27 protein-coding genes are annotated in these 25743 nt (G+C 66.7%); 18 read left to right on the top strand and 9 right to left on the bottom strand.

Going from position 1 to position 25743, the window contains the following annotated elements; genetic code table 11:
- Window positions 1-15: 15 nt before the first annotated feature.
- The 5 genes from ubiD to hemC are packed head-to-tail and all read right to left on the bottom strand — an operon-like array spanning window position 16 to window position 6190.
- On the bottom strand, window positions 16-1569 hold the full coding sequence (gene ubiD / locus VWP12_RS02900) for a 4-hydroxy-3-polyprenylbenzoate decarboxylase (protein WP_410474533.1): 1554 nt from the start codon (window positions 1567-1569) through the stop codon (window positions 16-18).
- Window positions 1559-2881 (bottom strand): heme biosynthesis HemY N-terminal domain-containing protein, encoded by a 1323-nt coding sequence (locus VWP12_RS02895; protein ID WP_410474532.1) that lies wholly within the window; start codon window positions 2879-2881, stop codon window positions 1559-1561. Before VWP12_RS02895 ends, ubiD begins: the two co-directional genes overlap by 11 nt.
- Window positions 2878-4353 carry a uroporphyrinogen-III C-methyltransferase gene (locus VWP12_RS02890; RefSeq protein ID WP_410474531.1) on the bottom strand — a complete coding sequence of 492 codons (1476 nt, stop codon included), beginning with the start codon at window positions 4351-4353 and terminating at the stop codon, window positions 2878-2880. The genes VWP12_RS02895 and VWP12_RS02890 overlap by 4 nt, the downstream gene beginning before the upstream one ends.
- Before the next feature lie 57 nt (window positions 4354-4410).
- Window positions 4411-5217 carry a uroporphyrinogen-III synthase gene (locus tag VWP12_RS02885; RefSeq protein ID WP_410474530.1) on the bottom strand — a complete coding sequence of 269 codons (807 nt, stop codon included), beginning with the start codon at window positions 5215-5217 and terminating at the stop codon, window positions 4411-4413.
- A gap of 4 nt (window positions 5218-5221) precedes the next feature.
- Entirely contained in the window at window positions 5222-6190 is a 969-nt protein-coding gene (hemC, locus tag VWP12_RS02880; protein WP_410474529.1) for a hydroxymethylbilane synthase, read from the bottom strand.
- Window positions 6191-6410: 220 nt separating this feature from the next.
- On the opposite strand from hemC, the gene VWP12_RS02875 reads away from it, so the two are divergent.
- From VWP12_RS02875 to VWP12_RS02845, 7 genes are all read left to right on the top strand, one after another.
- On the top strand, window positions 6411-7022 hold the full coding sequence (locus VWP12_RS02875; RefSeq protein WP_410474528.1) for a thioredoxin family protein: 612 nt from the start codon (window positions 6411-6413) through the stop codon (window positions 7020-7022).
- 150 nt (window positions 7023-7172) lie between these two features.
- Window positions 7173-7403 carry a hypothetical protein gene (locus VWP12_RS02870; RefSeq protein WP_410474527.1) on the top strand — a complete coding sequence of 77 codons (231 nt, stop codon included), beginning with the start codon at window positions 7173-7175 and terminating at the stop codon, window positions 7401-7403.
- Between the two features lie 136 nt (window positions 7404-7539).
- The gene (locus VWP12_RS02865; protein WP_410474526.1) at window positions 7540-8385 is read left to right on the top strand and encodes a DUF692 domain-containing protein; all 846 of its coding nucleotides are present in this window, start codon (window positions 7540-7542) and stop codon (window positions 8383-8385) included.
- Window positions 8385-9146 carry a DUF2063 domain-containing protein gene (locus VWP12_RS02860; RefSeq protein WP_410474525.1) on the top strand — a complete coding sequence of 254 codons (762 nt, stop codon included), beginning with the start codon at window positions 8385-8387 and terminating at the stop codon, window positions 9144-9146. Before VWP12_RS02865 ends, VWP12_RS02860 begins: the two co-directional genes overlap by 1 nt.
- A gap of 46 nt (window positions 9147-9192) precedes the next feature.
- Window positions 9193-9864, top strand: coding sequence for a RadC family protein (gene radC / locus VWP12_RS02855; protein WP_410474524.1), 672 nt, complete (start codon window positions 9193-9195; stop codon window positions 9862-9864).
- Window positions 9865-10164: 300 nt separating this feature from the next.
- On the top strand, window positions 10165-10533 hold the full coding sequence (locus tag VWP12_RS02850; RefSeq protein ID WP_410474523.1) for an antitoxin Xre/MbcA/ParS toxin-binding domain-containing protein: 369 nt from the start codon (window positions 10165-10167) through the stop codon (window positions 10531-10533).
- Window positions 10534-10536: 3 nt separating this feature from the next.
- Window positions 10537-11289: an RES family NAD+ phosphorylase gene (locus VWP12_RS02845; protein ID WP_410474522.1), complete on the top strand. Its 753-nt coding sequence runs from the start codon at window positions 10537-10539 to the stop codon at window positions 11287-11289.
- Between the two features lie 226 nt (window positions 11290-11515).
- Here VWP12_RS02845 and VWP12_RS02840 read toward each other — a convergent pair whose 3' ends face one another.
- Both VWP12_RS02840 and pdxH read right to left on the bottom strand, forming a co-directional pair.
- The gene (locus VWP12_RS02840; protein ID WP_410474521.1) at window positions 11516-12208 is read right to left on the bottom strand and encodes a uracil-DNA glycosylase; all 693 of its coding nucleotides are present in this window, start codon (window positions 12206-12208) and stop codon (window positions 11516-11518) included.
- Window positions 12205-12852, bottom strand: coding sequence for a pyridoxamine 5'-phosphate oxidase (gene pdxH, locus VWP12_RS02835; RefSeq protein WP_410474520.1), 648 nt, complete (start codon window positions 12850-12852; stop codon window positions 12205-12207). Before pdxH ends, VWP12_RS02840 begins: the two co-directional genes overlap by 4 nt.
- A gap of 352 nt (window positions 12853-13204) precedes the next feature.
- Here pdxH and VWP12_RS02830 point away from each other — a divergent pair, with 352 nt between their 5' ends.
- The 3 genes from VWP12_RS02830 to VWP12_RS02820 all read left to right on the top strand — a co-directional run bounded on the left by VWP12_RS02830 (window position 13205) and on the right by VWP12_RS02820 (window position 15277).
- Window positions 13205-13843 carry an alpha/beta hydrolase gene (locus VWP12_RS02830; protein WP_410474519.1) on the top strand — a complete coding sequence of 213 codons (639 nt, stop codon included), beginning with the start codon at window positions 13205-13207 and terminating at the stop codon, window positions 13841-13843.
- Between the two features lie 90 nt (window positions 13844-13933).
- Window positions 13934-14587 (top strand): hypothetical protein, encoded by a 654-nt coding sequence (locus tag VWP12_RS02825; RefSeq protein WP_410474518.1) that lies wholly within the window; start codon window positions 13934-13936, stop codon window positions 14585-14587.
- A 30-nt stretch (window positions 14588-14617) separates the two neighbouring features.
- Window positions 14618-15277 carry a hypothetical protein gene (locus VWP12_RS02820; protein ID WP_410474517.1) on the top strand — a complete coding sequence of 220 codons (660 nt, stop codon included), beginning with the start codon at window positions 14618-14620 and terminating at the stop codon, window positions 15275-15277.
- Window positions 15278-15356: 79 nt separating this feature from the next.
- Here the strand turns inward: VWP12_RS02820 and argH are convergent, their stop codons facing one another.
- A complete protein-coding gene (gene argH / locus VWP12_RS02815; RefSeq protein ID WP_410474516.1) occupies window positions 15357-16769 on the bottom strand; it encodes an argininosuccinate lyase in 1413 nt (470 codons plus the stop codon).
- Between the two features lie 178 nt (window positions 16770-16947).
- Here argH and VWP12_RS02810 point away from each other — a divergent pair, with 178 nt between their 5' ends.
- From VWP12_RS02810 to VWP12_RS02775, 8 genes are all read left to right on the top strand, one after another.
- Entirely contained in the window at window positions 16948-18021 is a 1074-nt protein-coding gene (locus tag VWP12_RS02810; RefSeq protein ID WP_410474515.1) for a sensor histidine kinase, read from the top strand.
- Window positions 18018-18734, top strand: coding sequence for a LytR/AlgR family response regulator transcription factor (locus VWP12_RS02805; protein WP_410474514.1), 717 nt, complete (start codon window positions 18018-18020; stop codon window positions 18732-18734). Before VWP12_RS02810 ends, VWP12_RS02805 begins: the two co-directional genes overlap by 4 nt.
- 108 nt (window positions 18735-18842) lie before the next feature.
- Window positions 18843-20027, top strand: coding sequence for an SO_0444 family Cu/Zn efflux transporter (locus tag VWP12_RS02800; RefSeq protein ID WP_410474513.1), 1185 nt, complete (start codon window positions 18843-18845; stop codon window positions 20025-20027).
- The gene (locus VWP12_RS02795) at window positions 19993-20559 is read left to right on the top strand and encodes a metallophosphoesterase family protein (protein WP_410474512.1); all 567 of its coding nucleotides are present in this window, start codon (window positions 19993-19995) and stop codon (window positions 20557-20559) included. The genes VWP12_RS02800 and VWP12_RS02795 overlap by 35 nt, the downstream gene beginning before the upstream one ends.
- A 39-nt stretch (window positions 20560-20598) precedes the next feature.
- On the top strand, window positions 20599-21894 hold the full coding sequence (locus VWP12_RS02790; protein WP_410474511.1) for a PfkB family carbohydrate kinase: 1296 nt from the start codon (window positions 20599-20601) through the stop codon (window positions 21892-21894).
- The gene (locus tag VWP12_RS02785) at window positions 21891-23909 is read left to right on the top strand and encodes a putative bifunctional diguanylate cyclase/phosphodiesterase (protein ID WP_410474510.1); all 2019 of its coding nucleotides are present in this window, start codon (window positions 21891-21893) and stop codon (window positions 23907-23909) included. Before VWP12_RS02790 ends, VWP12_RS02785 begins: the two co-directional genes overlap by 4 nt.
- A gap of 55 nt (window positions 23910-23964) precedes the next feature.
- Window positions 23965-24273 carry a BolA family protein gene (locus tag VWP12_RS02780; protein ID WP_410474509.1) on the top strand — a complete coding sequence of 103 codons (309 nt, stop codon included), beginning with the start codon at window positions 23965-23967 and terminating at the stop codon, window positions 24271-24273.
- Window positions 24274-24484: 211 nt separating this feature from the next.
- The gene (locus tag VWP12_RS02775; protein ID WP_410474508.1) at window positions 24485-25228 is read left to right on the top strand and encodes a YdiY family protein; all 744 of its coding nucleotides are present in this window, start codon (window positions 24485-24487) and stop codon (window positions 25226-25228) included.
- A 112-nt stretch (window positions 25229-25340) separates the two neighbouring features.
- On the opposite strand, the gene VWP12_RS02770 is transcribed toward VWP12_RS02775, so the two are convergent.
- Window positions 25341-25730 (bottom strand): RidA family protein, encoded by a 390-nt coding sequence (locus tag VWP12_RS02770; RefSeq protein ID WP_410474507.1) that lies wholly within the window; start codon window positions 25728-25730, stop codon window positions 25341-25343.
- Between the last annotated feature and the right edge of the window lie 13 nt (window positions 25731-25743).

Genomic DNA, 25743 nt, shown 5'->3' with positions numbered 1-25743 from the left:
GGCTGAACCGAGAATTCAGTCCTTCTGCGCGGCCTCGGCGCGCGCCATCACCGACTCGAAGACCGAGGCCATCGCCTGCTCGGCCTGGCGGTCGGCGCGGATCGGCCGGCCCCATTCGCGGTCGGTCTCGCCCGGCCACTTCGTGGTCGCATCCAGCCCCATCTTGCCGCCCAGCCCGGAAACCGGCGAGGCGAAGTCGAGGTAGTCGATCGGGGTATTCTCGACCAGGTGCGTGTCGCGCACCGGGTCCATGCGCGTGGTCATCGCCCAGATCACGTCCTCCCAGGAACGCGGGTCGACGTCGTCGTCCACCACGATGACGAACTTTGTGTACATGAACTGCCGCAGAAAGCTCCACACCCCCATCATCACGCGCTTGGCGTGGCCCGGGTACTGCTTTTTCATCGACACCACCGCCATGCGGTAGGAGCAGCCCTCCGGCGGCAGGTAGAAGTCGACAATCTCCGGGAACGGCTTCTGGATCAGCGGCACGAACACCTCGTTCAGGGCCACACCGAGGATGGCGGGCTCGTCCGGCGGTCGGCCGGTATGGGTGCTGTGGTAGATCGGATTCTTGCGATGGGTGATGCGCTCGATGGTCATCACCGGGAAGGTCTCGGTCTCGTTGTAGTAGCCGGTGTGATCCCCGTACGGGCCCTCGACGGCCGTGTCGTTGGGGTAGATGAAGCCCTCGAGCACCATCTCGGCATTCGCCGGCACCAGCAGGTCGTGCGACCGGCATTCGACCAGCCGGGTGCGCTCACCGCGGAGCAGGCCGGCAAAGGCGTACTCGGAGAGGGTATCCGGCACCGGCGTGACCGCGCCCAGGATGGTGGCCGGGTCGGCGCCCAGCGTCACGGCGATGGGAAACGGCTCGCCGGGGTGGGTCTCCTGCCAGTTCGCGAAATCCAGCGCCCCGCCGCGATGGGCCAGCCAGCGCATGATGACCCGGTTGCGGCCGATCACCTGCTGGCGATAGATACCCATGTTCAGGCGCTCGCGGCCGGCGGCCGCGGCATCCTCGGGGTTGGACTCGAGCCCGCCGCCCTTGCGCGGTCGGCCGCGCGTGGTGGTCAGCCCCCAAGTGATCAGCGGCGCGGCGTCTTCCGGCCAGCAGGTCTGGATCGGCCACTTGGCGAGATCCACCTCCTCGCCCTCGATCACCACCTCCTGCACCGGCGCCTTCTTCACCCGCCGCGGCGCCATGTCGAGCACCTTCTTGAAGATCGGCAGGCTCCGCCAGGCCTCCTTGAGGCCCGCCGGCGGGTCGGGCTCCTTGAGGAAGGCCAGCAACCGACCGATCTCGCGCAGGTCGGCAAGCGTCTGCCCGCCCATGCCCTGCGCCACGCGCTCGGGCGTGCCGAACAGGTTGAGCAGCACGGGGGTGTCGAAGCCGACCGGGTTCTCGATCAGCAGCGCCGGCCCACCGGCGCGCAGCACGCGGTCGGCCAGCACGGTCATCTCCTGCTTGGGGTCGACCGGCTCGGTCACCCGCACCAGCTCACCCTGTCGCTCGAGCTGGTCGAGAAAGCGCCGCAGGTCGGCCAACGCCGCCCGATCAGCGGCCATCGTCGGTCGCGGACGGTTTCACCGGTTGCGGGGCGGCGGCCGTTTCCAGGCCGGCCCGTGCCAGGGCACGCTCGTAGAGCAGGGCCGCCTCGCTGCTGTCGCGCAGGCGGGCGTGCACGCGCGCGGCGACCGCCAGATAACGCAGTTCTTGGTCGAGCGGACCCAGACGCCCCACCCACATCTGTGCCGAGCTGGGGTCGGATTCGGCCAGCGCGAGGCGTGCCATCGCGTAGGCGAATGCGGCGCGCTCGCGGGCACGCCCGACGTCGGGGGCATTGGCCGGCTCGCTCCAGTCGTCCGGCACCAGCTTGAGCAGGCGCTTGCGCGCATCGGCCGGGTCCTCGTGGCGCAGTTCGGCCCAGGCATGCAGCGTCTGGGCCTCCAACGAGCGGCCGAGGCGCTTTTCCAGCACGCGGGCGGCGCCCGTTTCCGCGCCACCACGGGCCAGTGCCTCGGCGTAGGCGATCGTCACGGCCGGACTGTCGACCACGTTGCGCCCGGCCTCCGACCAGAGCCGCGACAGGAGATCCAGATCACGCGCCCGGGAGGCGGCCTCGATTCGGCCGAGCAGCACCACGCGTTCGATGCGCAGCAGCTCGTCGGCGGTCAGGCGCTTGTCCTTGATGCGACGCAGGGTCGGCAGCAGTCGCGCCAGCGCGTCGAACTCGCCGGCCAGTTCGAGCAATTGCGCCCGGATCAGCAGAATGGCCTCGTCGCGCGGGTGGGTCTCGACCAGCGGCTCAACCATCGTCTGCGCCCACTCGATCTCGTTCAGCGCGATCAGCCGCTGGACGATATGCAGGCGCAGGAACTCGGCGAACTTGGGAAAGCGGCGCCCGACCGTCTCGAACAGGTCACTGATCTCCTGGCGGGTCTCGTCCCGGCCATGCATCGCCACCCCCTGACGGGACGGATCGAGCCCATCGAGCAGGGCGTCAATCGCCACCTGGAAGTGCATGGGCGGCAGGCTGCCGTCCTCCACCCCGGCCAGGGCGTAGCGCTGGGCCAGATCAGTCTGGCGACGCTGGCGCTCGGCCCAGGCGCGCAGGAGCTTCTCGTCGGCCGCCCGGCGGCGCTGTTCGGCCGAGCGGCGACCGAAGCGAGCCGGCAAGTGCACCACCCCGGCGATCAACCGCCCGATCAGTTGCAGGCCAATCAGCACGGCCAGCACGATCAGCACCAGGCCGACCGCGGTGGTTTCGAGCCGCCATCCGGCGAATTCGATCATCGCCACGCCGGCCCCCGGCAGGAAATAGATGGCCGCGGCCACGGCCGCCGCCAGCAGGACGATCCAGACGATCAGGCGCTTCATGACGGGTCCCCCTTGACGGTCTCAGCGGGCGCTTCGGCCGGCTCGGCACGCGCCTTTTCGCGGGCATTGGCCCGCTCCCAGGCATCGAGCACCGCGTCGATCGACGGGAATTCGCGGCTGGCGAAACGCTCTTGCGTACGCTCGAGCGCCTCGAGGGCCTTGTCCGGTCCGTCGGCGTCGGTAGCGTAATGCGACTCGAGCCAGTCGCGCGCCTCGTCGACCGTGGTCGAGAGCGCGTCGTGGTCCCGCGAGAGCAGGGATTCCCGCACGGCGATCAGCCACAGACGCATCTCGCGATCCGTGGCCACGCGCTCGCGCAGTCGAGTGGGTGTATCCGACCGGGTCACGGTGACCTGCCCGGCGACCCAGCCGCTGGTAGCCGCCCAGGCCTTCTCGTACCAGGCGGCATCGTCCGGCAGCGATTCGTCGGTATCGGCTGTATCGGCGGGCGCCTCGGTCTGGTCGCCTTTGCCGCCGTCGCCCGCGTCGGCCAGCGGCCAGTCCTCGACACGGTCAGTCAGCCGACGCAGTGCCAGCGCCTGGCCGACCCGGTCACCCTCGCCGGCCGCCTCGATTTCGGCGATGGCATCACTGATCGCCGAGCGCAGCGGCAGCCAGTGCGGCCGCGACAGGGCGGCAACCCGCTGATCGGCCAGCTGCAGGGCCAGCATCGCGCCGTCGGGATCACGCGAAATGGTCAGGCGTTCCTGGGCGCGCGTCAGCAAGAAGCCGATCTCCGCGGTCTTCCAGGCGATCTCGCCGCGCGAAAGCCGGTCGTCGATGCGGGCCATGCGTTCATCGAGATGATTCTGTCGCTCGGCCAGTTCGTCCTGCTGGGCCTGCAGGCCGGATTCGACCTCCTCGCGGATCGCCTCACCACGATCTTCCAGCGCCGACACGCTCGAGCGCGTCGAGCCCAGCTGCTCATCGAGGCGCTCGATTTCCTGGTTCAACTTCTCATCCAGCGCCTCACGCTCGCCGGCCTGAGAGGCCAACGCCTGCTGCTGGGCCTGCTGGAGCTGCCACAACTGCCAGCCGCCCACCGCGGCCAACGCGAACAGGATCAGGACGCCGATGACCAGCCAGGGCGTGGCCGACCGACGGGGCGGGCGCGCAGACGATGCCGAGGCGGTCGTCTTGGCACCGGCGATCTTGTCATCCCCCCCCTTGGGGTTCGCTGCCTTGGCATCGGCGGACGAATCCTCGGCACTCGACCCGGCAGATTTGGCATCCGGGTCGTCCGATGGCTTTCCGCCCGTGACCTTCGCGCCCGAGGCGGCGGGCTTGCCGCTCGTCTTCTGCCCGGCCTTGGTGCTGGGCTTGCCTGCACCGCCCATGTTGGCCTGACCCTTGTCAGTCTGGGCATTGTCGGCCGATGGCGAAGCGGCAGACGACTCGGAGGCCTTGTCCGTCTGGGCAGATGCCCCGGCCTTGGTCTCCTCGGCCTGCTTGTCGTTGTCTTTCTTGTCCATGCTCATCCCCAGTATGGATGCGATCGGATAAAAGCGGTCGGGCGCGCGACCGCCCGGTCAGTGCCTCGGCGGCGATGATTGCCGCTCGGCGATCAACTCCCACGCCGCGCGGGCCAGTGTCTCGGCGCCCGGCCCGCCGGCCAGGAGAATCGGGCCGCGAATTCCCAGTGCCCGCGCCCGCTCACGCGCGCGCTCATTGATGACCAGCAAGTTGGAGTCTAGCAGCCCGGGCTCGCTCCCATCCGTCTCGCCGGCCAGCTGGGCGAAACAGTCGAGGGCCTGCGGGGCGGTGATGATCCAGAGGCAGGCGGGACCCACCGGCACGGGTGGCTTCGACGCTGGGCATTCGCGCCGGTAGACAGCGACGAAACGGGGCTCGGCACCCCGTGCGGCCAGGGAGTCGGCCAGCAGTTCACGCCCGGTCTCGCCCCGGATGATCCACACGCGCCGGCCGCTCATGGGCACATCGCGCAGACACTCAAGCAACCCCTCGCTGTCCTCGGACGAATCGGGCAGGAAGGTGGCGGGTCGACCGACGTGCGCCAGGGCCCGGCCGGTGGCCGCCCCCACCGCGGCAAACTCGCGCGCCGGCCAGTCGACCAGCGAACGCACGGCGTCGGCAACCTCCACGGCGCGCGGGCTGACGAAGACCACGAGATCCGCGGCGGTCATAGCCGCCAGCGCGTCGGGCAGGTCGCCACCATCGGCCAGCGGCTGGATGGCCAGCAGCGGCTGCGTGATCAGGACTGGCTCGGGCATCCCGGCGGGCCGGGCGGCCACCAGCGCCTCGCGCAGGCCGGCATTGCTCCCGGCCGGTCGCGTCAGCACGACCTCGCGGATCGGCGGCAAGCGGTGGTCGGTCACGGGATCAGCCCTGACCGGGGGCCTCGGTCTCGATGCCCACCTCGGCGAGGATCTTGTCGGCACCCGCACGCAGCACGCGCTCGGCCAGCTCGATGCCCAGTGCCTCGGCTTCGGAGCGCGGCCCGGTGATCTCGTCACGCAGGGTCTCGGAGCCGTCCGGGCGCCCCACCAGGCCGCGCAGCCACAGCTGGTCGTCCTCGACCAGCAGGGCGTACCCGCCGATCGGCACCTGGCAGCCGCCGTTCAGACGCGTGTTGAAGGCCCGCTCGGCGGTCACCCGGGTGGTGGTGTCACGATCGATCAGCGGATCGATCAGCGCATGCACGTCGGCATCGTCACTGCGCGCCTCGATACCCAGCGCCCCCTGGCCCATCGCCGGCAGGGACTCCTCGGCCGACAGGCGGTGCGTGATGCGGTCGGCCAGCTCGGCGCGCTTGAGCCCCGAGGCGGCCAGGATGATGGCGTCGTACTCGCCGTCGTCGAGCTTGCGCAGGCGGGTGTGGATGTTGCCGCGCAGGGTCTTGACCTCGAGGTCCGGGAAACGCTCGCGCACCTGGGTCTCGCGACGCAGGCTGGAGGTACCCACCACACTGCCGGCCGGCATCTCGTCGAGGTTGCCGTACTTGTTGGAGACGAAGGCGTCGTGCGGGTCGTCGCCCTCGAGGATGGCGATCAGCTCCAGGCCGTCCGGGAACTGCATCGGCACGTCCTTCATCGAGTGCACCGCGATGTCGGCACGATCCTCGAGCATGGCGACCTCCAGCTCCTTGACGAACAGGGCCTTGCCGCCGATCTTCGACAGTGGGCTGTCGAGCAGTTGGTCACCCCGGGTGGTCATCTTGACCAGCTCGACCTCGAGGCCCGGGTTGCGCTTTTTCAGCTCCGCGGCGACGAACTCCGCCTGCCAAAGCGCCAGCAGGCTGGCTCGGGTGGCGATCCGCAGCACGCGGCCCTCGGAAAATGCCTTGCTCATCTGTCATCCTCATTCTGGCAACCGGACGGTCCGGGTCCCGGCCGGGACCGTCGCGAAATAGCCGTCATGGTAACCCGGATGCCGCACTGGGACACGAGGTCCGGGGAACCCGGCCACCCCGACATAGTCCAAACCGAATACAATCCGGGCAACGACACTGGCGAGAACCTCGGCCAGACCTCGGGTCAGCCCGGCAGCCACACCTTTCGGGAGACAAACCTTGCCTGCAATCATCCCAACGCGCCCCGTCACCCGTCTCGCCCTGGCCGCGCTGGCACCCCTGGCCGGCCTCATGCTCATGGGCATGGCGACCCCGCCCGGTCAGGCCGACGAGTCGGCCGCCAGCACGGAGCGCGACAAGGTGCCCTTGATGAGCGACCTGGAGAACGTCCAGGCCGACCTCGACCACATGCAGGAACACCAGATCCCGATGCTGATGTTCTTCCACGCCACCTACTGCACTTATTGCCAGACGGTCGACGACGAATTCCTGCAGACCATGGCCAATGACCCGGACTACGAGGGCCGACTGATCATCCGACGGGTGGAAATCGACTCCGATCTGCCGGAAATCGAATGGCAGGGCACCTCCTACACGCCGGTCGAGTTCGCCCGCCTGCAAGGCGTGCAGCTGGTCCCCGAGGTGATCTACTTCGCCCCAGACGGCAAGCAGGTGGTCGACGAGCTCAAGGGCGTGACCGTGCCGGACTTCTACCCGCAGTACCTCGACCAGCGCCTGCGCGCCGCCGAACGCTGCATCGAAGACCCGACACTCGATGTCTGTACCGACGGCATCGATCAGCCACGACGCGACCTGACCCGCACGGACTGACCAACTAGTTGACTGGGCTAACAAATCCCAGCGACTAACTCTGGTATTGCCGACTACCCTTGGGCATCATCAGGAAACCGGTAGCCTCGATGGCTGTCGAAACTCAACGCGGTTCACCCGCGTGAATCCCCAACGAGAGGTTCTGACGAGATGAAAGCCCAATCCAAGAAGCACCTGCTGATCGGCTCGACCGCCCTTGCCACTGCCATCGCCGGCTCCTCGGCCCTGGCCGCGGGCAACGGCAATCCGTTCGCCTCCGAGTCCACCCACGCAGGCACCTTCCAGACGGCCGAAATGGCCTGCGGCGCCGGCCAGTGCGGCAGCAGCATGGATGAAGAGAAGGGCGACGATGACAAGGGTGACGACAAGGACAAGTCCTGAACCGCGCCCTGACGGCACCGGCCCACTTGGGCCGTCGCCTCGACTGAAGGTCGCCGGCACGCTGCCGTCGGCCCACAAACAATCCCGGCCGGCGGGCTCCCCGCCGTCGACCATCCAGCGCTCCGGGAGGCCTGCCATGAGCCCCCAATCCGCCAGCCAGCCCGTCCCCGTCGGCATCGGCCTGCGCCGTGGTCCGCTCATGCGCGAAATCGAGGAGCAGCGGCCGAACGTGGATTTCCTCGAGGTCGCGCCCGAGAACTGGTTGCGCTTCGGCGGGCCGGTCAAGGAGCGCTTCCAGGCCCTGCTCGAAGACTATCCGCTCTACACGCACGGCCTGTCGCTCTCGATCGGCGGCCCCGCGCCGCTGGATATGGGCTTCGTCGATGACGTCGGCGCATTCCTCGACGAGTATCGTCCGGCGCTCTACAGCGAGCACCTGTCGTTCTGCTCGGACAACGCGCACCTCTACGACCTGATGCCGATCCCCTTCACCGAGGAGGCGATCGATCACGTCGTCGCGCGCATCGACACCGTCCAGCAGCGCCTCGGCCGGCGGCTGGTGCTGGAGAACGTCTCCTACTACTCGCCGGTGGAATCCACCATGGACGAGCAGACGTTCATTCTGGCAATCCTCGAGCGCTCGGGCTGCGACCTGCTGCTCGACGTCAACAACGTCTTCGTCAACAGCGTCAATCACGGCTACGACCCCTACGCCTTCATCGACGCCATGCCCGCCGAGCGGGTGCGCTACCTGCACGTCGCCGGGCACCACCAGGTCGAGAAAGACCTGATCATCGACAGCCACGGCGCGCCGGTCAGCGCACCGGTGTGGGACCTGCTCGAGCACACCTACCGCCACGTCGGCCCGGTGCCGACGCTCCTGGAGCGCGACTTCGACATCCCGCCGCTCGACGAGCTGATGGGCGAGGTCGCCCAGATCCGCCGCGCCGGCGAGCGAGCCTTGGGTAGCCGGGCCGCCTGATGGGCCAGGGCTTCAAGGAAACCCAGGAGGCGTTCACTCGCTACGTACGTGATCCTGAAACCAACCCACCACCGCCGGGCAGCAGGCCCGAGCGCATGGCCTGGTACGCGAAGCTGTTCTTCAACAACATCGACAGCACACTGGAAAACGCCTTCCCGGCGCTGCGCGCGAGCCTCGACGACGATAGCTGGCAGGGACTGACCCGGCCGTTCTTCCGCGACCACCCGGCGCACTCGCCGATCCTGCGCGACCTGCCGGCGGCGTTCGCCGAGTTCCTACAAGAAAAGCCCGAGCTGGCCGACTGGCAGCGCGAACTGGCCGCCTACGAGTTGGCGCGTTTCGAGCTGATGGCCGAGGACGCCGACCCCGCACCCGACGATCTCGATCAGGCAGGTGACCTGCTCGCCGGCCGGCCGGTGGTCTCCTCGCTGGCCCGCCTGATGGTGAGCGTCTACCCGGTCGACCGGATCGCCGCAGCCCTCGAGGCCAGCCATACGCCCGAGATCCCGCCGGCCGGCATGCACCACCTGCTGCTGCACTGCGACGAAAACGGCGCACCGTTCGCCCTGGCCCTCACGCCCGGCAGCGCCCAGCTGTTCGTGGCACTGGCCGAGGCCGATGGCCAGACCGGCCACGCGCTCGTCGCCCAGCTCGCCGAGGCCTTCGGCCGGCCGGTCGACGAACTGCTCGGATTTGCCGGCGGGCAGCTGGCAGAGTGGCGCGCGCAAGGCATCCTGCTGGGGGCGCGTCCGCCGGGCTGAACCAACACCGTCCATTTGCCATGACGATTCCAGGGAGGGAATCACCATGCCCATCACCGACTGGCCGACCACCGAGCGGCCACGCGAACGCCTGCTAGCCCGAGGGCCGGCGAGCCTCTCCGATGCCGAACTGCTGGCGATCTTCCTGCGCACCGGGGTTGCCGGCCGCTCGGCGGTGGACCTCGCCCGCGACCTGTTGTCGCACTTCGGCTCGATCAGCGCGCTGCTCAGTGCCTCGCGAGAGGATTTCGGCCGCGCCCGCGGGCTGGGCGACGCGAAGTTTTGCCAGCTGCAGGCGGTGCTCGAATTGGCCCGGCGGCACTTCGCCGAGGAGCTGCGCGTCGGGCCGGACATCACCAGTCCGCAGGCGGTGTTCCGCTTCCTGCAGGCCGAGCTCGACGGCGAAACGCAGGAGGTCTTCGGCGCGCTCTATCTCGACAACCGTCACCGCGTGCTCGGCTTCGAACGCCTGTTCTTCGGCACCATCGACCAGGCGGCCGTCCACCCGCGCGAGGTGGTGCGCGCCGTGATGCGCCACAATGCCGCGGCGGTGATCCTCGCCCACAACCACCCCTCCGGCGTCGCCGAACCCAGCAGCGCCGACCGGCGCATCACCGAACGGCTGCGCGATGCGCTGAATCTCATCGACGTACGTCTGTTGGATCACGTGGTGGTGGGACGCCCCTGCATCTCGATGGCCGAGCGCGGCCTGCTGTAGGAGCGGCTTTAGCCGCGAAATGTCGCAACGACACCTGATCCCATCGCGCCTGAAGGCGCTCCTACGCACTCCGTGGGAGCAAGCCCCGCTCGAAAAGGCCGCCCCCCCCCCAGCGGCCGTCCCGATCCGGACGTTGCAAACCGCCCAACCCGGAACTCGCGCGTCCCGCACGATTCGCGACCGAGGGTCGCTCCCACAAGGGCCTTTGCTTGAACGCCGCGCGCCTGCAACACGCCCTGCGTTGTTGCATATGCACACGTCTGACCCTATCGTTGGAATACGCAACACAGGAGTCGTGACATGACCCTCGCCGTCGCCCCCAACAACGCCTCGAAAGACAAGGCCATGGTGCTGGCCAAGGCCCTGTTCAATGCCGGGCGCGGGCTCGGCCTGAGCCAGACCCTGATCGGTCGGATCGTCGGCAAGAACCGCTCGACCCTCACTCGCTCGGGCGTGGACCCGGAAAGCCAAAACGGCCAGCTGGCCCTGCTGCTCGTGCGCTGCTACCGAAGCCTGTATGCGCTCATGGACGGCAACGAGGAGCAGATGAAGCACTGGATGCACACACCCAACCGGCACACCGGCGGCACACCGGCGGAGCAGATGCTCTCCGTGGCCGGGCTGGTGCATGTCTGCGACTATCTGGACGCGATTCGCGGCAAGGTCTGAGGCGTGCCGAATCTGTGGCAGGCGTGCGAACTCGCCGAGCGAATCGAGCCGGTCGGCGGCATGCTGACTCGCATCGTCGAGAGCCAGGAGCAGGTGGCGACGACCGGGCTGGTCGACACCCTCGAGGAGCAGAGCATGCTCGAGGAGATGCTCGAGGCGACCAAGCCCCCGCCACGCCACGACAGCGAGGATCTGCACTACCTGTTGCTCACACCCTTCCGCTATCCACCGCTGAGGCACGGGTCGCGCTTCGGCGGCCGATTCGAGCCATCCCTGCTCTACGGATCGCTGGCCACCGACACCGCGCTGGCGGAAGCCGCCTACTATCGGCTGGTGTTCTGGTCCGGCATGCAGACGCCGCCCTCGTCCGCGCTTCGCAGCCGTCACACCCTGTTTCGCGCAAGATACGACACGGATAACGGCCTGCGGCTGCATCGCCCACCTTGCGACCGCAAACGGGCCGTCCTGACCGATCCGGCCGACTACACCTCCACCCAGCAACTCGGCCGAGCCATGCGCGAGGCCGGGATACTGGGTTTCGAATTTCCCTCCGCCCGCGATCCGCGCGGCGGCATCAATGTCGGCTTGTTCGAACCATCGGCCCTGACCTCACGATCGCCGACCGAATGGGAAGGCTGGCTGTGCGAGGTGACCGGCAAGCTCGTCGCCTTCCTCCATCTCACCGGCGGACGCATCGAACGCTTCCCCGCCGACACCTTCCGCGTCGACGGACAGCTGCCGCAGCCGGCCGTCTGAGCGCGCGGAGGCTGCAACCACGGTCCCGGTCGGGTGCCGCCCTGAGGGTTGGCCTCACCGGCAACAGGAGGGCAGTCGGCAGGAAGGGCTTTGGCCCAGGAATGCCACCACGGCGCCCGATACCATCGCGCCTGAAGGCGCTCCTACGCTAACCGCACCACGCGCCTGTAGAAATAAGCGCGGCTGACGAAAGCCGCATCGGTCGCCGGGCACCACGGGGTTCCGCTTACCCCGTCCGCCAGTCGATCGGCTCGAGCCCGTGCGATTCGAGAAAGGCGTTAATGCGGGAGAAGGGCTTGGAGCCGAAGAAGCCGCGGTAGGCGGACAGCGGCGAGGGGTGGGGGCTCTTGATGACGAGATGCTCGGGGCGATGGACGTGCGCGGCCTTTTTCTGCGCCTGCGCACCCCAGAAGACGAACACGATCGGGCGGGGCTGCTCGGCGAGCACGCGGACGGCCCGGTCGGTCAGCGCCTCCCAGCCCATGCCCTGGTGCGAGGCCGGCTGGCCCGAGGCGACGGTCAGCACGGCGTTCAGCAACAGCACGCCCTGGTCGGCCCAGTGGGTGAGGTCACCGTTCGTGTTCTGGATACCCAGATCGTCGGCGAGCTCCTTGAAGATGTTCAGCAGCGACTTCGGCAACGGCCGGACGTCCGGGCGCACGGAAAAGCACAGGCCGTTGGCATGCCCCGGCGTGGGGTACGGGTCCTGCCCGAGGATCACCACCCGTACCTGGTCGAGCGGGGTGTGGTTGAAGGCGCGGAACCACTCGTCGGGCTTGGGGTGGATAACGGTGCCGTTCTTGCCCTGCTCGACCAGTCGCTCGCGCAGCTGCTGCATGGGCGTATCGAGCAGTACCGGGGCGAGCGCCTCGCGCCACGCCGGCTCCATCTGCACGCGTTCGAGGGCCGGCTGCGTCATGGCATGAGCCTGTCGATGCGCCAGCCGTCGCCCTCCCGCACATAGGCGAAGCGGTCGTGTAACCGCGAGGCGCGGCCCTGCCAGAACTCCCATTCGCGCGGCACCACGCGGTAACCGCCCCAGGCCGGGTTGCGCGGCACCTCGCCTTCCGGGTAGCGCTCGGCCATCTCCTCGAAACGCGCCTCCAGTGCCTCACGGGATTCGATCGCCGCGCTCTGGGTGGAGGTGATCGCCGCCAGCCGCGATCCGCGCGGGCGCTGGCGGAAGTAGGCCTCGTTGTCCTCGTCGGACAAGCGCTCGACCAAGCCTGCCACGCGTACCTGCCGGTCGACCTCCGGCCAGAAGAAGGTGATGGCAGCGCGCGGGTTGGCGTCGAGTTCCCGACCCTTGCGGCTGCGGGTGTCGGTGTAGAAGCACAGGCCGCGGGCGTCGAAGTGCTTCAACAGCACGTAGCGCGCCGAGGGCCAGCCGTCGGCGTCGACGGTCGAGACGCACATCGCGGTGGGATCGAAGTTGTTCGCCTCGCGCGCAGCGATCAGCCAGCTGGCCAGCTGGTCGACCGGATCGGTGGCCAGGTCGCGGCGATGCAGTACGCCGTGGAGGTAGTCGCGCCGGTCGGCACGGTGATCGAATTCGCCCGCCATGGGTGCTCCCGAAGGTCGCTGAAGGTCAGTGGTTACCGTGCGAGACTATAGGGAACCTCTGCACGGTTCGCCAACGACTCTGCGGGTCGTCAGGCGTTGCGAACGCAAGGCGTGGGATTGGGCTGACCGTCGAGTGGTCGCTGATACCGCCACGCCGCGGCAGGGCCTGCCGACCCGCCCTTCGGGGCTTAGCGGCTCGCCCGCTCTCGGTGTTGCCGCTCCTCGACGGGCAACCAGCCCGTCTTCGAACCGGCGCCTTGATAGCGACCGAGCCGGTAAGCCAGAGCCATTGGCGACCCGCCCAGAGGCTCCCTGGGCAGAAACCACCCGTTTCCAGAAAGGACCACGGACGATGAACCGACCGCTGCACCTATTCCTGTTTCACGGCCTGGGCGCCGACGGCGACGACCTCGCCCCGATCAGCGACCTGATCACCGAGCGCGTGGCGCTGACCGACCACCATTGGCAGGTCCACCGCCCGGACGCGCCGGTCTCGCCGGTATCCCTCAACGGCGGGCTGCCCATGCCCAGCTGGTTCGACCTGATCGCCGACAACGGACAAATCGAGGCCGACCGCGACAGCCTCGCCGGCATCACCTTTGACCTGCAACAACAGGTGCAGGACACCGTCGGCGACGACCCCTACATTCTCGGCGGCTTCTCGCAGGGCGGCGTGCTCGCCTATCGCTTGATGCTGAGCCTGCCGCGCCCGCCGCTGGCCGCGATCCTGCTCTCCACTTGGCTGCCCGCCCCCGAGCAGATCGAGAAACCCAGCGACGGCCGCGACCCGGCGGTGTTTATCGGCCACGGCGAGCACGACACCCTGATCCCGGTGCGCGCCGCCGGCATGGTGAATGACTTTCTCAACGACTGCGGCCTGACCAATATCACCGAGCGGCATTACCCGGTCGAGCATGGCATCTTGCCGGAGGAACTAGAGGACATGGCGGGCTGGCTCGAACGAACTTTGGCACAGCAAAAATTGACTTGAATGGTTGCCGGAACACCCCCAACCCAATCGTTGTAAAAATCGATATCTCAACCGCGCCCGGCCCACCACAACCAAACGCTTTGACCAAACATGGAAAACAAAATAATTTTCTGGGCATCCTTCATTTTTCTAATCACAGCGGCTGCAACATTTGGTTACCAAGGAAAACTAGGAGCCATGGCACTATCAGTAGTTCCGGGTGCCTTAGGGATGGCTTTCTCAAGACTGGAAATGTTCACGAGAATAAAAGGAGCTGGATTCGAAGCCGAGCTTCGGAGAGCAGTAGATGAAGCATACGCAACCACCTCTAGCGTTAAAGAACTTGCAGCCGAACTAACGAAAGCCATCAACGCAATAATTGGGGGCGAAGGACGTTGGGGAGGAATAGGCCTAAAAAGAAAACTCCAGATAATAAAGGCGATCGACCAGTCCCTAAGAAAAATTGGTTTGAGTGATGAGGACATAAGGGGAACCCACGACACATTCAACAAATATTTAGAATGGGACCACGGACTAGCCATCATAAACCAAATACAAAAAAATCGGCCATCAAACAATGAACTCAGACAAGAACTAAACAAAAAGCACGACCACTCAAGGCTGTGGGTCGCGCCTCCCGAGGATTTTCGGTCGATATTATCCAGCTTTGAAATAAGCGACCCGGAGTCTAAAGAAAAGATCGAAGACCTGTCTTTTTTTATCAGAACACACAAACTTCGTAGGCCAGAAACATGGGATCAATAGGCCTATATAGACACAAGAAATTTCAGCGAAATGATTGAGCAAGGAACACAAATGACCACCGGATGGGAAGTGGCGCGGACCATTTTTAGCGGGCTAACATTATTATCAATTGCTGTCGCTTATTTAAGCTACAGGGCGAGCAAGAAAAAGCAAGAAGCGGACAACAGGGTAAAACGAGACAAGGAAATAGCGGACCAAGCCTCGCTTTCCCTGCGATGGGCTTACGACGTGCTTTCAGATGGGGCGGACGAAAATTCCGCCCCCTTGGCCAATCGACTCAGCTGGCTGACCTCTGCTCGACATTTAATTCGATACAGATGGCTAAGGGCCTCGATAAAAACGGAAACGCAAGCCGTCATATTAGCCGAACAGGAAGAATACTGGCGACATCGGTTCTACGTTCTGCTCGATCACCCAGAGCTGAAGTCTAAGCAATACTACATGAACGAAAGGGACCCACTATGGCCGGAAAAAATTGACCCCACTTCAGCTCTTGTTATAGCGGACTTTTCCAATTGGCCAAAAGAAGCAACGGACCCTCTGGATAAAATCAACAGAGCTGATCTAGTAAACAATGGAAGCCCTTTTGGAGGCAACATTGGGAAAGGGGTGATCGAATACACCAAAGAATTGAATAAGTCGCGAGCCCAAGCGAAAATCGGACCGGCTCAAGCCGAAACTTCACGATAGCTCCTCCGCTTTTACACACTGCCTTTCATAAGCCAATGACTCACAACGGAGCACGCGGAGCGCTAGTAGTGCGTCTGCATCAGGCGATCTTAAACGCCTCCAGCGCCGCCCTTGCCGCCACGGCCCGGGCGCGGACGCGCTTGGGTGCCGTGCCACCGGGCAGGTCGCGGGCGGCCATGGAGCCGTCGACGGTGAGCACGTCGAAGACGTCCTTCTCGATGTGACCGGAGATGGCCTGCAGTTCCACCAGCGGCAGGTCGGCGAGATCGCAGCCCTGCTCGGTGGCGTGGCGCACGGCCTTGCCGACGATCTCGTGGGCATCGCGGAAGGCGACACCGCGGCGGACCAGGTAGTCGGCCAGATCGGTGGCGGTGGAGAAGCCCTGGCGGGCGGCCTCGCGCAGGCGCTCGCGGTTGGGCTGAATCGCCGGGATCATGTCGGCAAAGGCGCGCAGTGAGCCCATCAGGGTGTCGACGGCATCGAAGACCGGCTCCTTGTCCTCCTGGTTGTCCTTGTTGTAGGCCAGCGGCTGGCTCTTCATCAGGGTGAGCAGGGAGAACAGGCTGCCGTAGACACGACCGGTCTTGCCACGCACCAGCTCGGGTACGTCGGGATTCTTCTTCTGCGGCATGATCGAGCTGCCGGTGCAGAAGCGGTCGGGCAGTTCGATGAAGTTGAACTGCGCCGAGGTCCACAGCACCAGCTCCTCGCTCATGCGCGACAGGTGCATCATCAGGATCGAGGCCGCGGAGAGGAATTCGATCTGGAAATCGCGATCGGAGACCGCGTCGAGCGAGTTCTCGCTGATGCCGTCGAAGCCCAGCTCGTTGGCCACCCAGTCGCGGTCGAGCGGGTAGGAGGTGCCGGCGAGCGCGGCCGAGCCCAGCGGCATGATGTTGATGCGCTTGCGGGTATCGATCAGCCGCTCGACGTCGCGCTCGAGCATGTCGTGCCAGGCGAGCATGTGATGGCCGAAGCTGACCGGCTGGGCGACCTGCAGGTGGGTGAAGCCGGGCATGACGGTGTCGGCCTCGGCCTCGGCGAGATCCACCAGCCCGCGGCGCAGGCGGTTGGCCTCTGAGATGATCGCGTCGACGGCGCGGCGCATGAACAGCCGAATGTCGGTAGCCACCTGGTCGTTGCGCGAACGGCCGGTGTGCAGCTTCTTGCCGACGTCACCGATGCGGTCGATCAGGCGCGCCTCGATATTCATGTGCACGTCTTCGAGCTCCACCGACCAGGCCAGATCGCCGCGCTCGATATCGCCGCGGATGTCCTCGAGACCACGGACGATCTTCTTGGCCTCGTCCTCGGTGATCACGCCGACGCGGGCGAGCATGCGGGCATGGGCGATCGAGCCGGTGATGTCCTCGTCGTAGAGGCGCTGGTCGAACCCGATCGAGGCAGTGAAGGCCTCGACGAAGGCGTCGGTAGGTTCGGAAAAACGGCCGCCCCAGAGCTTGGCGGCTGGCTTGTCGTCGCGATCGGTCATGGTGGTCCTCGGGAAATCGGGTTCGCATCGGGTCGGCCGTGCCGGCCGCCGTCGGAATTTGAAAGTGACGCGAGTATATCGCAGCCAGCGCCGGCACCCTGAGGCCCGAATCGATTCACGTGAGACCTTGAGGCAAGATAGACCCCGTCAGGTCATCGACGCGAAAGGAGTCGCCCGCTTGCCATCCCAGCCCACCAACGCAACCACCTCGGAAACCGCCCGCGACCGCGCGCTGCTGCCCGCTGCGCTGCCGGCCTTCTGCACCGCGCGGGTGATCCTGATCACCCTGGCGATGGGCGCGGCACTCTCGCTGCTGATGACCCTGGTGCCGGGGGTGGGGCCGGAACGCTGGGCGCGATTCGGCACGACGCTGTGGCTGGTGACCTGGATCGCGCTGGTGACCGTGGCGCTGCTCTGCGCCACCAGGCGCTGGCTGGGTCGTGCGCCCTTGGCGGTGCTATTGGGCACTATCGTGGTGCTGTTACTGACGGTCACCGCCGTGACCAGCGTGACTGCCTTCGGGGCGCTGCAATCGATCGGCTGGCGTCCGCACGAGACCGCCGGCGAATTCCTTGTCCACAACCTCGCCATCGCCCTGCTGGTGGGGTTGATCGGCATCTGGATGTTCTCGCTGCACTTGGGCAATGCCCGCCAGATCAACGCCGCTGCCGAGGCGCGCTTGTCGGCGCTGCACGCGCGCATCCGGCCGCATTTCCTGTTCAACAGCCTCAACACGGTCGCCGAGCTGGTCCATGACCGACCGGAGGCGGCCGAACAGGCGGTGCTGGATCTCTCGCGCGTGTTCCGCGCCGCGCTGGCCAGCGACTCGACCAGCACGCTGACCGAGGAAATCGAGCTGGCGCGACGCTACCTCGAGATCGAGCGCTGGCGGCTGGGCGAGCGCCTGCACGTCGACTGGCAACTGCCCGATCCGCTGCCCGATGCCCAGCTGCCGGTGCTCACCCTCCAGCCGCTGGTGGAGAATGCCGTGCGTCACAGTGTCGAACGCCAGGCCGAGCCCGGCCCGATTCGGATCGAATGCCAGGTGGGACGCCAGGCGATCGGTCTGGTGATCGAGAACGACCGCGTCGCCGGTCCCGATCACCACGGCAACGGCATGGCGCTGGCGAACATCCGTGACCGGCTCGCCCTGATGTTCGGCGAGGAGGCCTCGCTGCGCGCCGGGCCGGTCGACGGGCGCTTCCGGGTCAAGCTGGTCCTCCCGCGAGCGAGCGAGGGGGTGGCGAGATGATGCGCGCCCTGATCGTCGACGACGAGCCACTGGCCCGCGACCGGCTGCGCCGCCTGTTGGGCCGACTGGGTGGCATCGAGGTGGTCGGCGAGGCCGGCAACGCCACCGAGGCGTGCGTGGCCATGCGCCAGATACCGGACCTGGTGTTTCTCGATATCGAGATGCCCGGCGAGGACGGCATCCAGCTCGCCCATCGGCTGCGCGAGGCGGACCTGCCGCCGGCGATCGTCTTCACCACCGCGCATGCCGACCGCGCACTGCCCGCCAGCGAGACCGCCCCGGCGGGTTACCTCCTCAAGCCGATCGAACCGGCGGCCCTGACCGCGGCGATCGAACGCGCCGCCCGGCCCAATCGCTGCCACCAGTCCCGTCGCCCGACCCTGACCGTGCGCCTCGGCCGCGAGGAACTGCGCCTGGGGCCCGAGCACGTGGTCGCCGCGATGGCCGAGGACAAGGCGACCCACCTCTACCTGCTCGATCCGGCCGATGGCCGGCGCCGCGAGGCGTGGATCGAACCGAGCCTCAACGAGCTCGAGGAACGCTTCGACGGCCAGTTGCTGCGCCTGCACCGCAACAGCCTGGTCAATGCCGCGCAGATCCACTCGGTGAGCCATCACGACGGCCAGCATCGTTGCCACGTTCATCACCTCGACGAGCCACTGATGATCAGTCGCCGCGCCTGGCGGTCCGTACGCGACGCGCTCGAGGAATAACCGCAACGCCCGGGTCTGGACGACGGGGCGCTGTTTCATTTGTGCGACACTTGGGGGTCACCTGCCGGGGCATGACACGACCCCGCAAGCCCCACGAGGAGGTCCGTGATGACGCAATGGTTCGATGAGCTGTGGTTCCTGACGCTGGAGGCCGCCCCCTGGCTGCTGCTGGGGTTGGTAATCGCCGCGCTGATCAAGGCGTTCTCCGACCAGCTGGCAATCGCCAAGTACCTCTCGGGCGAGTCGACCGGCGCGATCGTGCGCGCGGCGTTCATCGGCGCGCCGCTGCCGCTGTGTTCCTGCGGGGTGGTGCCGGCGGTGCTGGGACTGAAGGACGCCGGCGCCGGCCGCGGCCCGTCGATGGCCTTTCTCGTCGCCACGCCGGAGACCGGGCCGGATTCGATCAGTGTCAGCTACGGCATGCTGGGGCCGGTCTATGCCATCGCCCGCCCGATCGCGGCGATCATCGGCGCCATCGTCACCGGCGTGGTCAGCGGCCGACTGGCCGGACCCATGCCGGCCGACTCGGCCACGACAACCGCCGACGGTTGCTGTGGCGAGGAGAAGGACAGCGGCTGCTGTGACACCACTCCGGCGAGCGCCTCGACGGCAAGCTGCTGCGCCCCGGAAAACGACACCGCTACCGCCTGCTGCGGGGACGACGTGCCGGCGGGCCCGGGCGCCCGCGAGCGCCTCTCCGGCGGCTTTGCCTATGCCTTCGGCCAGGTGCTGATCGACATCGTGCCGTGGATGGTCCTAGGCCTGGCCATCGCGGCCACCGCGGTGGTGCTGATCCCGGACGGCTTTTTCGACAATGCCTGGGGACTGGTGGGTAGCTACCTGCTGATGGCCGTGATCGGCATCCCGATGTACGTCTGCGCGACCGCCTCGACGCCGATCGCCGCCGGGCTGCTGGTGGCGGGCATGTCGCCGGGCGCGGCGCTGGTGTTCCTGCTCGCCGGCCCGGCGACCAACATCGGCACGCTCGGCATCCTGAGAAAGCACTTCGGCGCCCGCCTGATCGGGGTGTATCTCGTGACGGTGATTGCCTGCGCGCTGGTCGCCGGGATCAGCCTGGACCTGCTGTGGCAAGCGTTCGACTGGAGCCTGCCGAGCAGCGCGGCGGCCGGCCATGCGATGGAAGCGAACTGGCTGGGCATCGGCTCGCTCGCCGTGCTCGCCGCCGTCACCATTCACGCCTACTGGCGCCGCCGGCAGGTCCGTCAGGTGCCACGCCACGGATCAGGGGAGGAAGCCTGTGGCTGTTCACAAGACCGGGATGGATCTCGGTGACCACGACCGGGTCACGGTCGGCCTGATCAGCGACACGCACGGCACGCTCGAGCGCGCCCTGCTGCCGCTGCTGGCCGACGTGGACGTGATTGTCCATGCCGGCGACCTGCTCGATCCCGGTGAACTGCGCCAGTTCACGCCGACCAGCGGCCACGTGGTGGTCGTGCGCGGCAACAACGACACCCCCGACCAGTGGCCGGAAGGGACCGAGGCACTGCTCGAGACCCTACCCGAACAGGCGCATCTGCAACTGCCCGGCGGCCTGCTGGTGATCGAACATGGTCACCGCGTCAACCCCGCCCGCAGCCGTCACGAGCGCCTGCGACGCCGCCATCCCGATGCGCGCGCGATCGTCTACGGCCACACCCATCGTCGGGTGATCGACACCGACGAGACGCCCTGGGTCCTCAACCCGGGGGCCGCCGGGCGCCAGCGCGCCTTTGGTGGGATCGGCTTTCTGCGCCTGACCGCCACGGTGGACGAGTGGTGGGTCGAGGTCGTCACCCTCCCCAAGCGCGGCCGGGACACGTAGACTCTCCCGGGAATCGTCACCAAAGGACACACTCGATTCATGGCGAACGTGCTGGGCGTGGGGATTGCCACGCTGGACATCATCAACGAGCTCGATCACTACCCAACCGAGGACAGCGAGCAGCGCGCCGTTTCCCAGCGCGTCGAGCTGGGCGGCAATGTCGCCAACAGCCTGCGCGTGCTGCGCCAGTTCGATCATCCGGTCGAGTTTGCCGGCGTGCTGACCGAGGATGCCGACGGGCGACGCATCAGTGATTTGATGGATCGCTACGGCATCGATACCCGCCACGCGCGCCGGGTCGAGGGTCACGCGCCCACCTCCTACATCACCGTCAATCGTGCCACCGGCAGCCGCACCATCGTGCACTGGCGTGACCTGCCGGAATTCGACCTGGGCTCGTTCATGGCGCTCGACCCAAGCGAGTACGACTGGCTGCACTTCGAGGCACGCGCCTGCGACGAGACGGCCGCCATGCTGGCCCTGTCCCGCGCGCGGGTCACCGACCAGCCCATCTCGCTGGAAGTGGAGAAAGACCGCCCGGACCTGGACCAGCTCTGGTCCTTCCCCGACATCATCTTCTTCTCCAAGGCCTTCGCCGGTGGTCGCGGCTTCGACGAGCCCGCAGCCTTCCTGCGCGAGGCTCGCGGCTGGGCGCCGCAGGCGATCCTGGTGCTTGGCTGGGGCAGCGGCGGGGCCTGGCTGTCCCGACCCGATGAGGCCGAGCCCGCTCATGTTCCGGCGCAACCGGTCGATACGATTATTGACAGCATCGCCGCCGGCGACACCCTGATCGCCGGGTTCATCCATGCCCGCGCGCGCGGAATGGGGTCGCTGGAGTCGCTGGAATTTGCCGTCCGCCTGGCCGAGCGCAAGCTGGGCCAGGCCGGATTGGCCGGGCTGGGTCCGAACGATCCGGCCGCCGACCCGGACCTGCTTTGCCGCCTTGATGATCTCGAGCCGGTGGATGCCCTGGGCGTGTGGCCGCGTGGCGACGAGGCAGCCCGGGGCGGGCCAGCACCGCTGATCGTGGCCCGCGACGGCGAGCGGGTCTGCGCCTGGCGGAACGTCTGTCCGCACAACGGCTCGCCGCTGTCGCGGGAACGGCACGATTTCCTCGAGACCCGCGAGGGCGAACGCCAGCTGCGATGCAACGTGCATCAGGCCTATTTCCGTCTCGACGATGGCCTGTGCACCGCCGGTCCCTGCGAGGGGCAACGGCTCGAACCCGTCGATCTGGAACGGATCGGCAACCGGATCTACCTGGCCGATCGTGCAAGCCGGCGAGATGAACAGGAACGCCCCCAGGAACACTCGTCGGGAAACCCGCAGGGATGATGAATCGCCAACATGACATTTCGCATTGGCTCGAGGCATTGCCCGACCCGCTGGTCGGACGTGATGCCGACGGTCGGCTGCACCTGATCAACCGGGCGGCCCGCTCGATGCCGGCGAGCAGCAAACTCGAAGGCATGTTCGACGACCGCGAGGGAGACATCTCCCCGCGGCTGGTCAGCCATCCACCCAGCGAGGATGCCGACCGCCGGGTGTATCGCCACCTTCACCTCGGCTCGCACCCCGACCCCGAGGCCATCCCGCGCGAGCTGCACCTGCTGCAGGACGTGACCAGCGAGAAGCGCGCCGAATCGGCGCTGGCCGAAACTGAGCGCCTGGTCCGCCTGCTTATCGACGCCAGTCCCGACGTGATCCTGGTCAAGGACGGCCAGGGTCGCTGGCTGCTGGCCAACCAGGCCGCGCTCAACCTGTTCCGTCTTGAAGGCCTGCCCTGGTGGGGACGGGACGACGACTCGCTGGCCGAGCTGACCGAGCCGACCTTCCGGGACGCCTTCTATTTCTGTCGACAATCCGACGAGCGCGCCTGGAAGGCCAGCGAACTCCATCGCGAGAGCGAGGTGATCAAATCGCCGGAAGGCGAGGAGCAGGTCTTCGACACGATCAAGCAACCAGTCCTCGACCCCGACGGTCGGCGCCACGCCATGATCGTGATCGCGCGCAACATCACCGCCCAGTTGCGTGCCCAGGCCGAGTACGAAGACCTGGCCATCCACGACGAGCTGACCCATCTCTACAACCGCCGCTTCTTCCAGATCGAGGCCCAGCGCCGCCTCGACGAACTGGGCCGCGAGAACCGCCACGCAGCCGTGGCCGTGCTGGATCTCGACCGTTTCCGCAGCATCAACGACTGCCACGGCCACGAAGAAGGCGATCGGGTGATTCGCCAAATGGCCGATCGGCTGCGCGACCTGGGGGCGACGCAGGACTGGCTGGTCGCCCGGCTCGCCGGTGACGAGTTCGCCATCCTCGCCGGCGACGTCGAATCCAGCGACGGACCGGAGGTGCTGGGCGGGGCGCTGCGCGAGCTCATGCGCCATTCCTTCGAGCTTGAAACCACCAACCTGATCCTGACCGCGAGTACCGGCATCGCCTACTGGCCGGCCCACAGTCGCCATATCGCCCAGCTGCTTACCCAGGCGGATGCGGCAATGTTCGAGGCAAAGAAGAACGAGCGCGAGCCGGTGGCGGTCTTCAGCCCACAGCTCTCGGAACGGCAGATCTGGCGTTCCGAGATGCTGGGCGCCCTGCGCGACAGCCTGGAGAACGACCGCTTCCATATCGTCTACCAGATCCAGCAGGACGCCCTCGGCCTGGCCGTCACGGGCGTGGAGGCCCTGCTGCGCTGGGACGCCCCCGATCCGCAACTGCAGTGCGGCCCCGAGAAGTTCATTCCGTTCCTCGAGCAATCGGGGCTGATCGTCGAAGTCGGCGGCTGGGTGATGACCGAATCGGCCTGCCAGGCCGCCGAGTGGGGCCGCGAGACCGGCGAGGCGATCACCGTCTCGGTGAATGTCTCCAGCGTGCAGCTGCATGCCCCCTGTTTTGCCGAGCGCGTCGCGCGTGCGCTGGAGATATCCGGCCTGCCCCCGGAGCGACTGGAATTGGAACTCACCGAGACCGCGCTGGTCCATGATCCTGAACAGGCGGCAACAATGTTGGATGCCGTGCGCGCGCTCGGCGTGAAGCTCGCGCTGGACGACTTCGGCACCGGCTATTCCTCGCTGAGCTATTTGAAGCGATTCTCGTTCGACCGGCTGAAGATCGACCAGGGTTTCGTGCGCGACATCCTCGGCGACCGCAACGATCTGGAGATCGTCCGGGCGATCATCGCCATGGGCAACGCCCTGTCGCTCGAGATCATCGCCGAAGGGGTGGAGACCACCGAGCAGCGAGACCTGCTGGACGCGCTCGGTTGCCACTCCTTCCAGGGCTACCTGATCGGTCGCCCGACACCGGCCGACGCCATTCGCCCGCTGCTGGGCGTGCGGCTGCTCTAAGGAATCTCTGCACGAAGCGTGCAGAGGTTCCCTAACCGCCAAGAGGCCCGAACCCATGACCACACGCGCACAATGGATCGAGCAGACCCTGCGGGACGCGCTCAACCCGAGTTATCTCGAGATCACCGACGAGTCGACGCAGCATGCCGGCGACCGCGTCGAAAGCCACTTCCGCGTGGTGGTGGTCAGCGAGCAATTCGATGGCCTGCCCCTGATCCGCCGCCATCGACTGGCGCAGGATCCGCTCAAGCCGGCCTTTGAGCAGGGCCTGCACGCGCTGGCCCTGCACACCTACAGCCCCGCCGAATGGGAGCAGCGTCTGGACGCGCCGGTATCACCGGATTGCCAGGGTGGGGGGCACTAACCAGGGGAAAACTTGCTACACGGAATGGATGCCTGAAGACGTCTCGATCATATCCCGATAAAGATCGTCGGGTTTGTTTACAACCACGGGTCGACCGACTAGGCTCCCCGCCAAATGTCGTTACGCGCATGCCCCGGTTGGGGCATTTTCGTTTCTGAAGCACGAATTTGACGCCGTGATCGCATCCGTTCCAAACAGTTAGGAGTTCCTCATGAAAACGCGTCACCTACTTCTGGCCACCCCGTTGGCCCTAGCCCCATTGGCCATCAGCCCGGCACTCGCCCACGAAAGCGAGGAGGAAGTCGAAGTCGATGAAGGATGGAGTGGCTCGGCCGAATTAGGCGCCTCGATGACCACCGGTAACACCGAATCGTCCATGGTCAATGGCAAGTTCGAGGTGGGCTACGTTACCGGCCTCTGGACCCACGATCTCCGCCTCGAGGCCATGCAAGCCAGCGAGGACGGCGAGGACACGGCGAACCGGGCACTGGGCGAGTTCGAGAGCAATTACGCCCTGACCGAGCGCGACTACCTGTTCGGCGTGGTGCGCGGCACCCACGACGAGTTCTCGGGCTACAAATACCAGTCCAGTGTCGCCGCCGGTTACGGCCGTAAGCTCTGGGTCTCGGAACGCGGCTACTGGGACGCCGAGATCGGTCCGGGTCTCCGGGTCTCTGAAACCGAGGACGGCGTGCGCGAGACCAACCCCATCGCGCGTGTCGCCAGCAGTTTCGAGTACCGCCTTTCCGATTTCGCCGAATTCAACCAGGACGTGACGGTGCTCGCCGGAGAGGACAACACCGAGATCGAATCGGTTACCGGGCTGTCGACCTCCCTGACCGAGACGCTGGCAATGAAACTTGCCTATACCGTCCAGCACAACACCGACGTGCCGGCCGGTACCGAGAACACGGATACCTATACCTCGGTCAATCTGGTCTACAACTTCGACTGATCGAGGTATTCGCCCGGGTGGGCGAACCCGATTGGAGAAGACGACAAGCGAAAGGCCCGGTGGCGGATGCCAACCGGGCCTTTTCTCGGCCGGGCTACCGGAAACGGGGCGATCAGTCCGGCAGGACCATCACCCCGTCGATCTCCACCTCGGCGCCCTTGGGCAGGGCGCGCACGCCGAGGGCAGCGCGGGCCGGGAACGGCTCGGCGAGATATTCCTTCATGATCGCGTTGACGGTCTCGAAGTGCGACAGATCCGGCAGGTAGATCTGCAGCTTGACCACGTCGGCCAGTTCGCCACCGGCGGCGCGGCAGACAGCGGTGAGGTTGTCGAAGACGCGTCGGGTCTGCGCCTCGATGCCACCCTCGACCAGCGTCATGGTCGCCGGATCGAGCGCGATCTGCCCGGACAGGTAAACGGTGTCGCCGGCGCGCACGGCCTGGGAATAGGGGCCGATGGCGGCCGGGGCGTCGTTGCTGTGGATGATTTCGCGTCGGCTCATGGTCTCTCCGTGA

Source organism: Guyparkeria sp. TX1 (assembly GCF_046523965.1).
Lineage (GTDB): Bacteria > Pseudomonadota > Gammaproteobacteria > Halothiobacillales > Halothiobacillaceae > Guyparkeria.
Note: the sequence above shows the minus strand (reverse complement) of the source record. Positions and strands in the feature narration are given on the sequence as shown.

Bases quoted from the DNA above. Each gene is read 5' to 3' on its own strand.
- VWP12_RS02775 (WP_410474508.1), top strand. From the start codon at position 24,485: ATGAAAACGCGTCACCTACTTCTGGCCACCCCGTTGGCCCTAGCCCCA.
- argH (WP_410474516.1), bottom strand. From the start codon at position 16,769: ATGACCGATCGCGACGACAAGCCAGCCGCCAAGCTCTGGGGCGGCCGT.
- VWP12_RS02780 (WP_410474509.1), top strand. From the start codon at position 23,965: ATGACCACACGCGCACAATGGATCGAGCAGACCCTGCGGGACGCGCTC.
- VWP12_RS02870 (WP_410474527.1), top strand. From the start codon at position 7,173: ATGAAAGCCCAATCCAAGAAGCACCTGCTGATCGGCTCGACCGCCCTT.
- VWP12_RS02865 (WP_410474526.1), top strand. From the start codon at position 7,540: ATGAGCCCCCAATCCGCCAGCCAGCCCGTCCCCGTCGGCATCGGCCTG.
- ubiD (WP_410474533.1), bottom strand. From the start codon at position 1,569: ATGGCCGCTGATCGGGCGGCGTTGGCCGACCTGCGGCGCTTTCTCGAC.
- VWP12_RS02820 (WP_410474517.1), top strand. From the start codon at position 14,618: ATGATTGAGCAAGGAACACAAATGACCACCGGATGGGAAGTGGCGCGG.
- VWP12_RS02890 (WP_410474531.1), bottom strand. From the start codon at position 4,353: ATGGACAAGAAAGACAACGACAAGCAGGCCGAGGAGACCAAGGCCGGG.
- VWP12_RS02830 (WP_410474519.1), top strand. From the start codon at position 13,205: ATGAACCGACCGCTGCACCTATTCCTGTTTCACGGCCTGGGCGCCGAC.
- VWP12_RS02895 (WP_410474532.1), bottom strand. From the start codon at position 2,881: ATGAAGCGCCTGATCGTCTGGATCGTCCTGCTGGCGGCGGCCGTGGCC.
- VWP12_RS02840 (WP_410474521.1), bottom strand. From the start codon at position 12,208: ATGACGCAGCCGGCCCTCGAACGCGTGCAGATGGAGCCGGCGTGGCGC.
- VWP12_RS02825 (WP_410474518.1), top strand. From the start codon at position 13,934: ATGGAAAACAAAATAATTTTCTGGGCATCCTTCATTTTTCTAATCACA.
- hemC (WP_410474529.1), bottom strand. From the start codon at position 6,190: ATGAGCAAGGCATTTTCCGAGGGCCGCGTGCTGCGGATCGCCACCCGA.
- VWP12_RS02770 (WP_410474507.1), bottom strand. From the start codon at position 25,730: ATGAGCCGACGCGAAATCATCCACAGCAACGACGCCCCGGCCGCCATC.
- VWP12_RS02790 (WP_410474511.1), top strand. From the start codon at position 20,599: ATGGCGAACGTGCTGGGCGTGGGGATTGCCACGCTGGACATCATCAAC.
- radC (WP_410474524.1), top strand. From the start codon at position 9,193: ATGCCCATCACCGACTGGCCGACCACCGAGCGGCCACGCGAACGCCTG.
- VWP12_RS02800 (WP_410474513.1), top strand. From the start codon at position 18,843: ATGACGCAATGGTTCGATGAGCTGTGGTTCCTGACGCTGGAGGCCGCC.
- VWP12_RS02805 (WP_410474514.1), top strand. From the start codon at position 18,018: ATGATGCGCGCCCTGATCGTCGACGACGAGCCACTGGCCCGCGACCGG.
- VWP12_RS02785 (WP_410474510.1), top strand. From the start codon at position 21,891: ATGATGAATCGCCAACATGACATTTCGCATTGGCTCGAGGCATTGCCC.
- pdxH (WP_410474520.1), bottom strand. From the start codon at position 12,852: ATGGCGGGCGAATTCGATCACCGTGCCGACCGGCGCGACTACCTCCAC.
- VWP12_RS02850 (WP_410474523.1), top strand. From the start codon at position 10,165: ATGACCCTCGCCGTCGCCCCCAACAACGCCTCGAAAGACAAGGCCATG.
- VWP12_RS02860 (WP_410474525.1), top strand. From the start codon at position 8,385: ATGGGCCAGGGCTTCAAGGAAACCCAGGAGGCGTTCACTCGCTACGTA.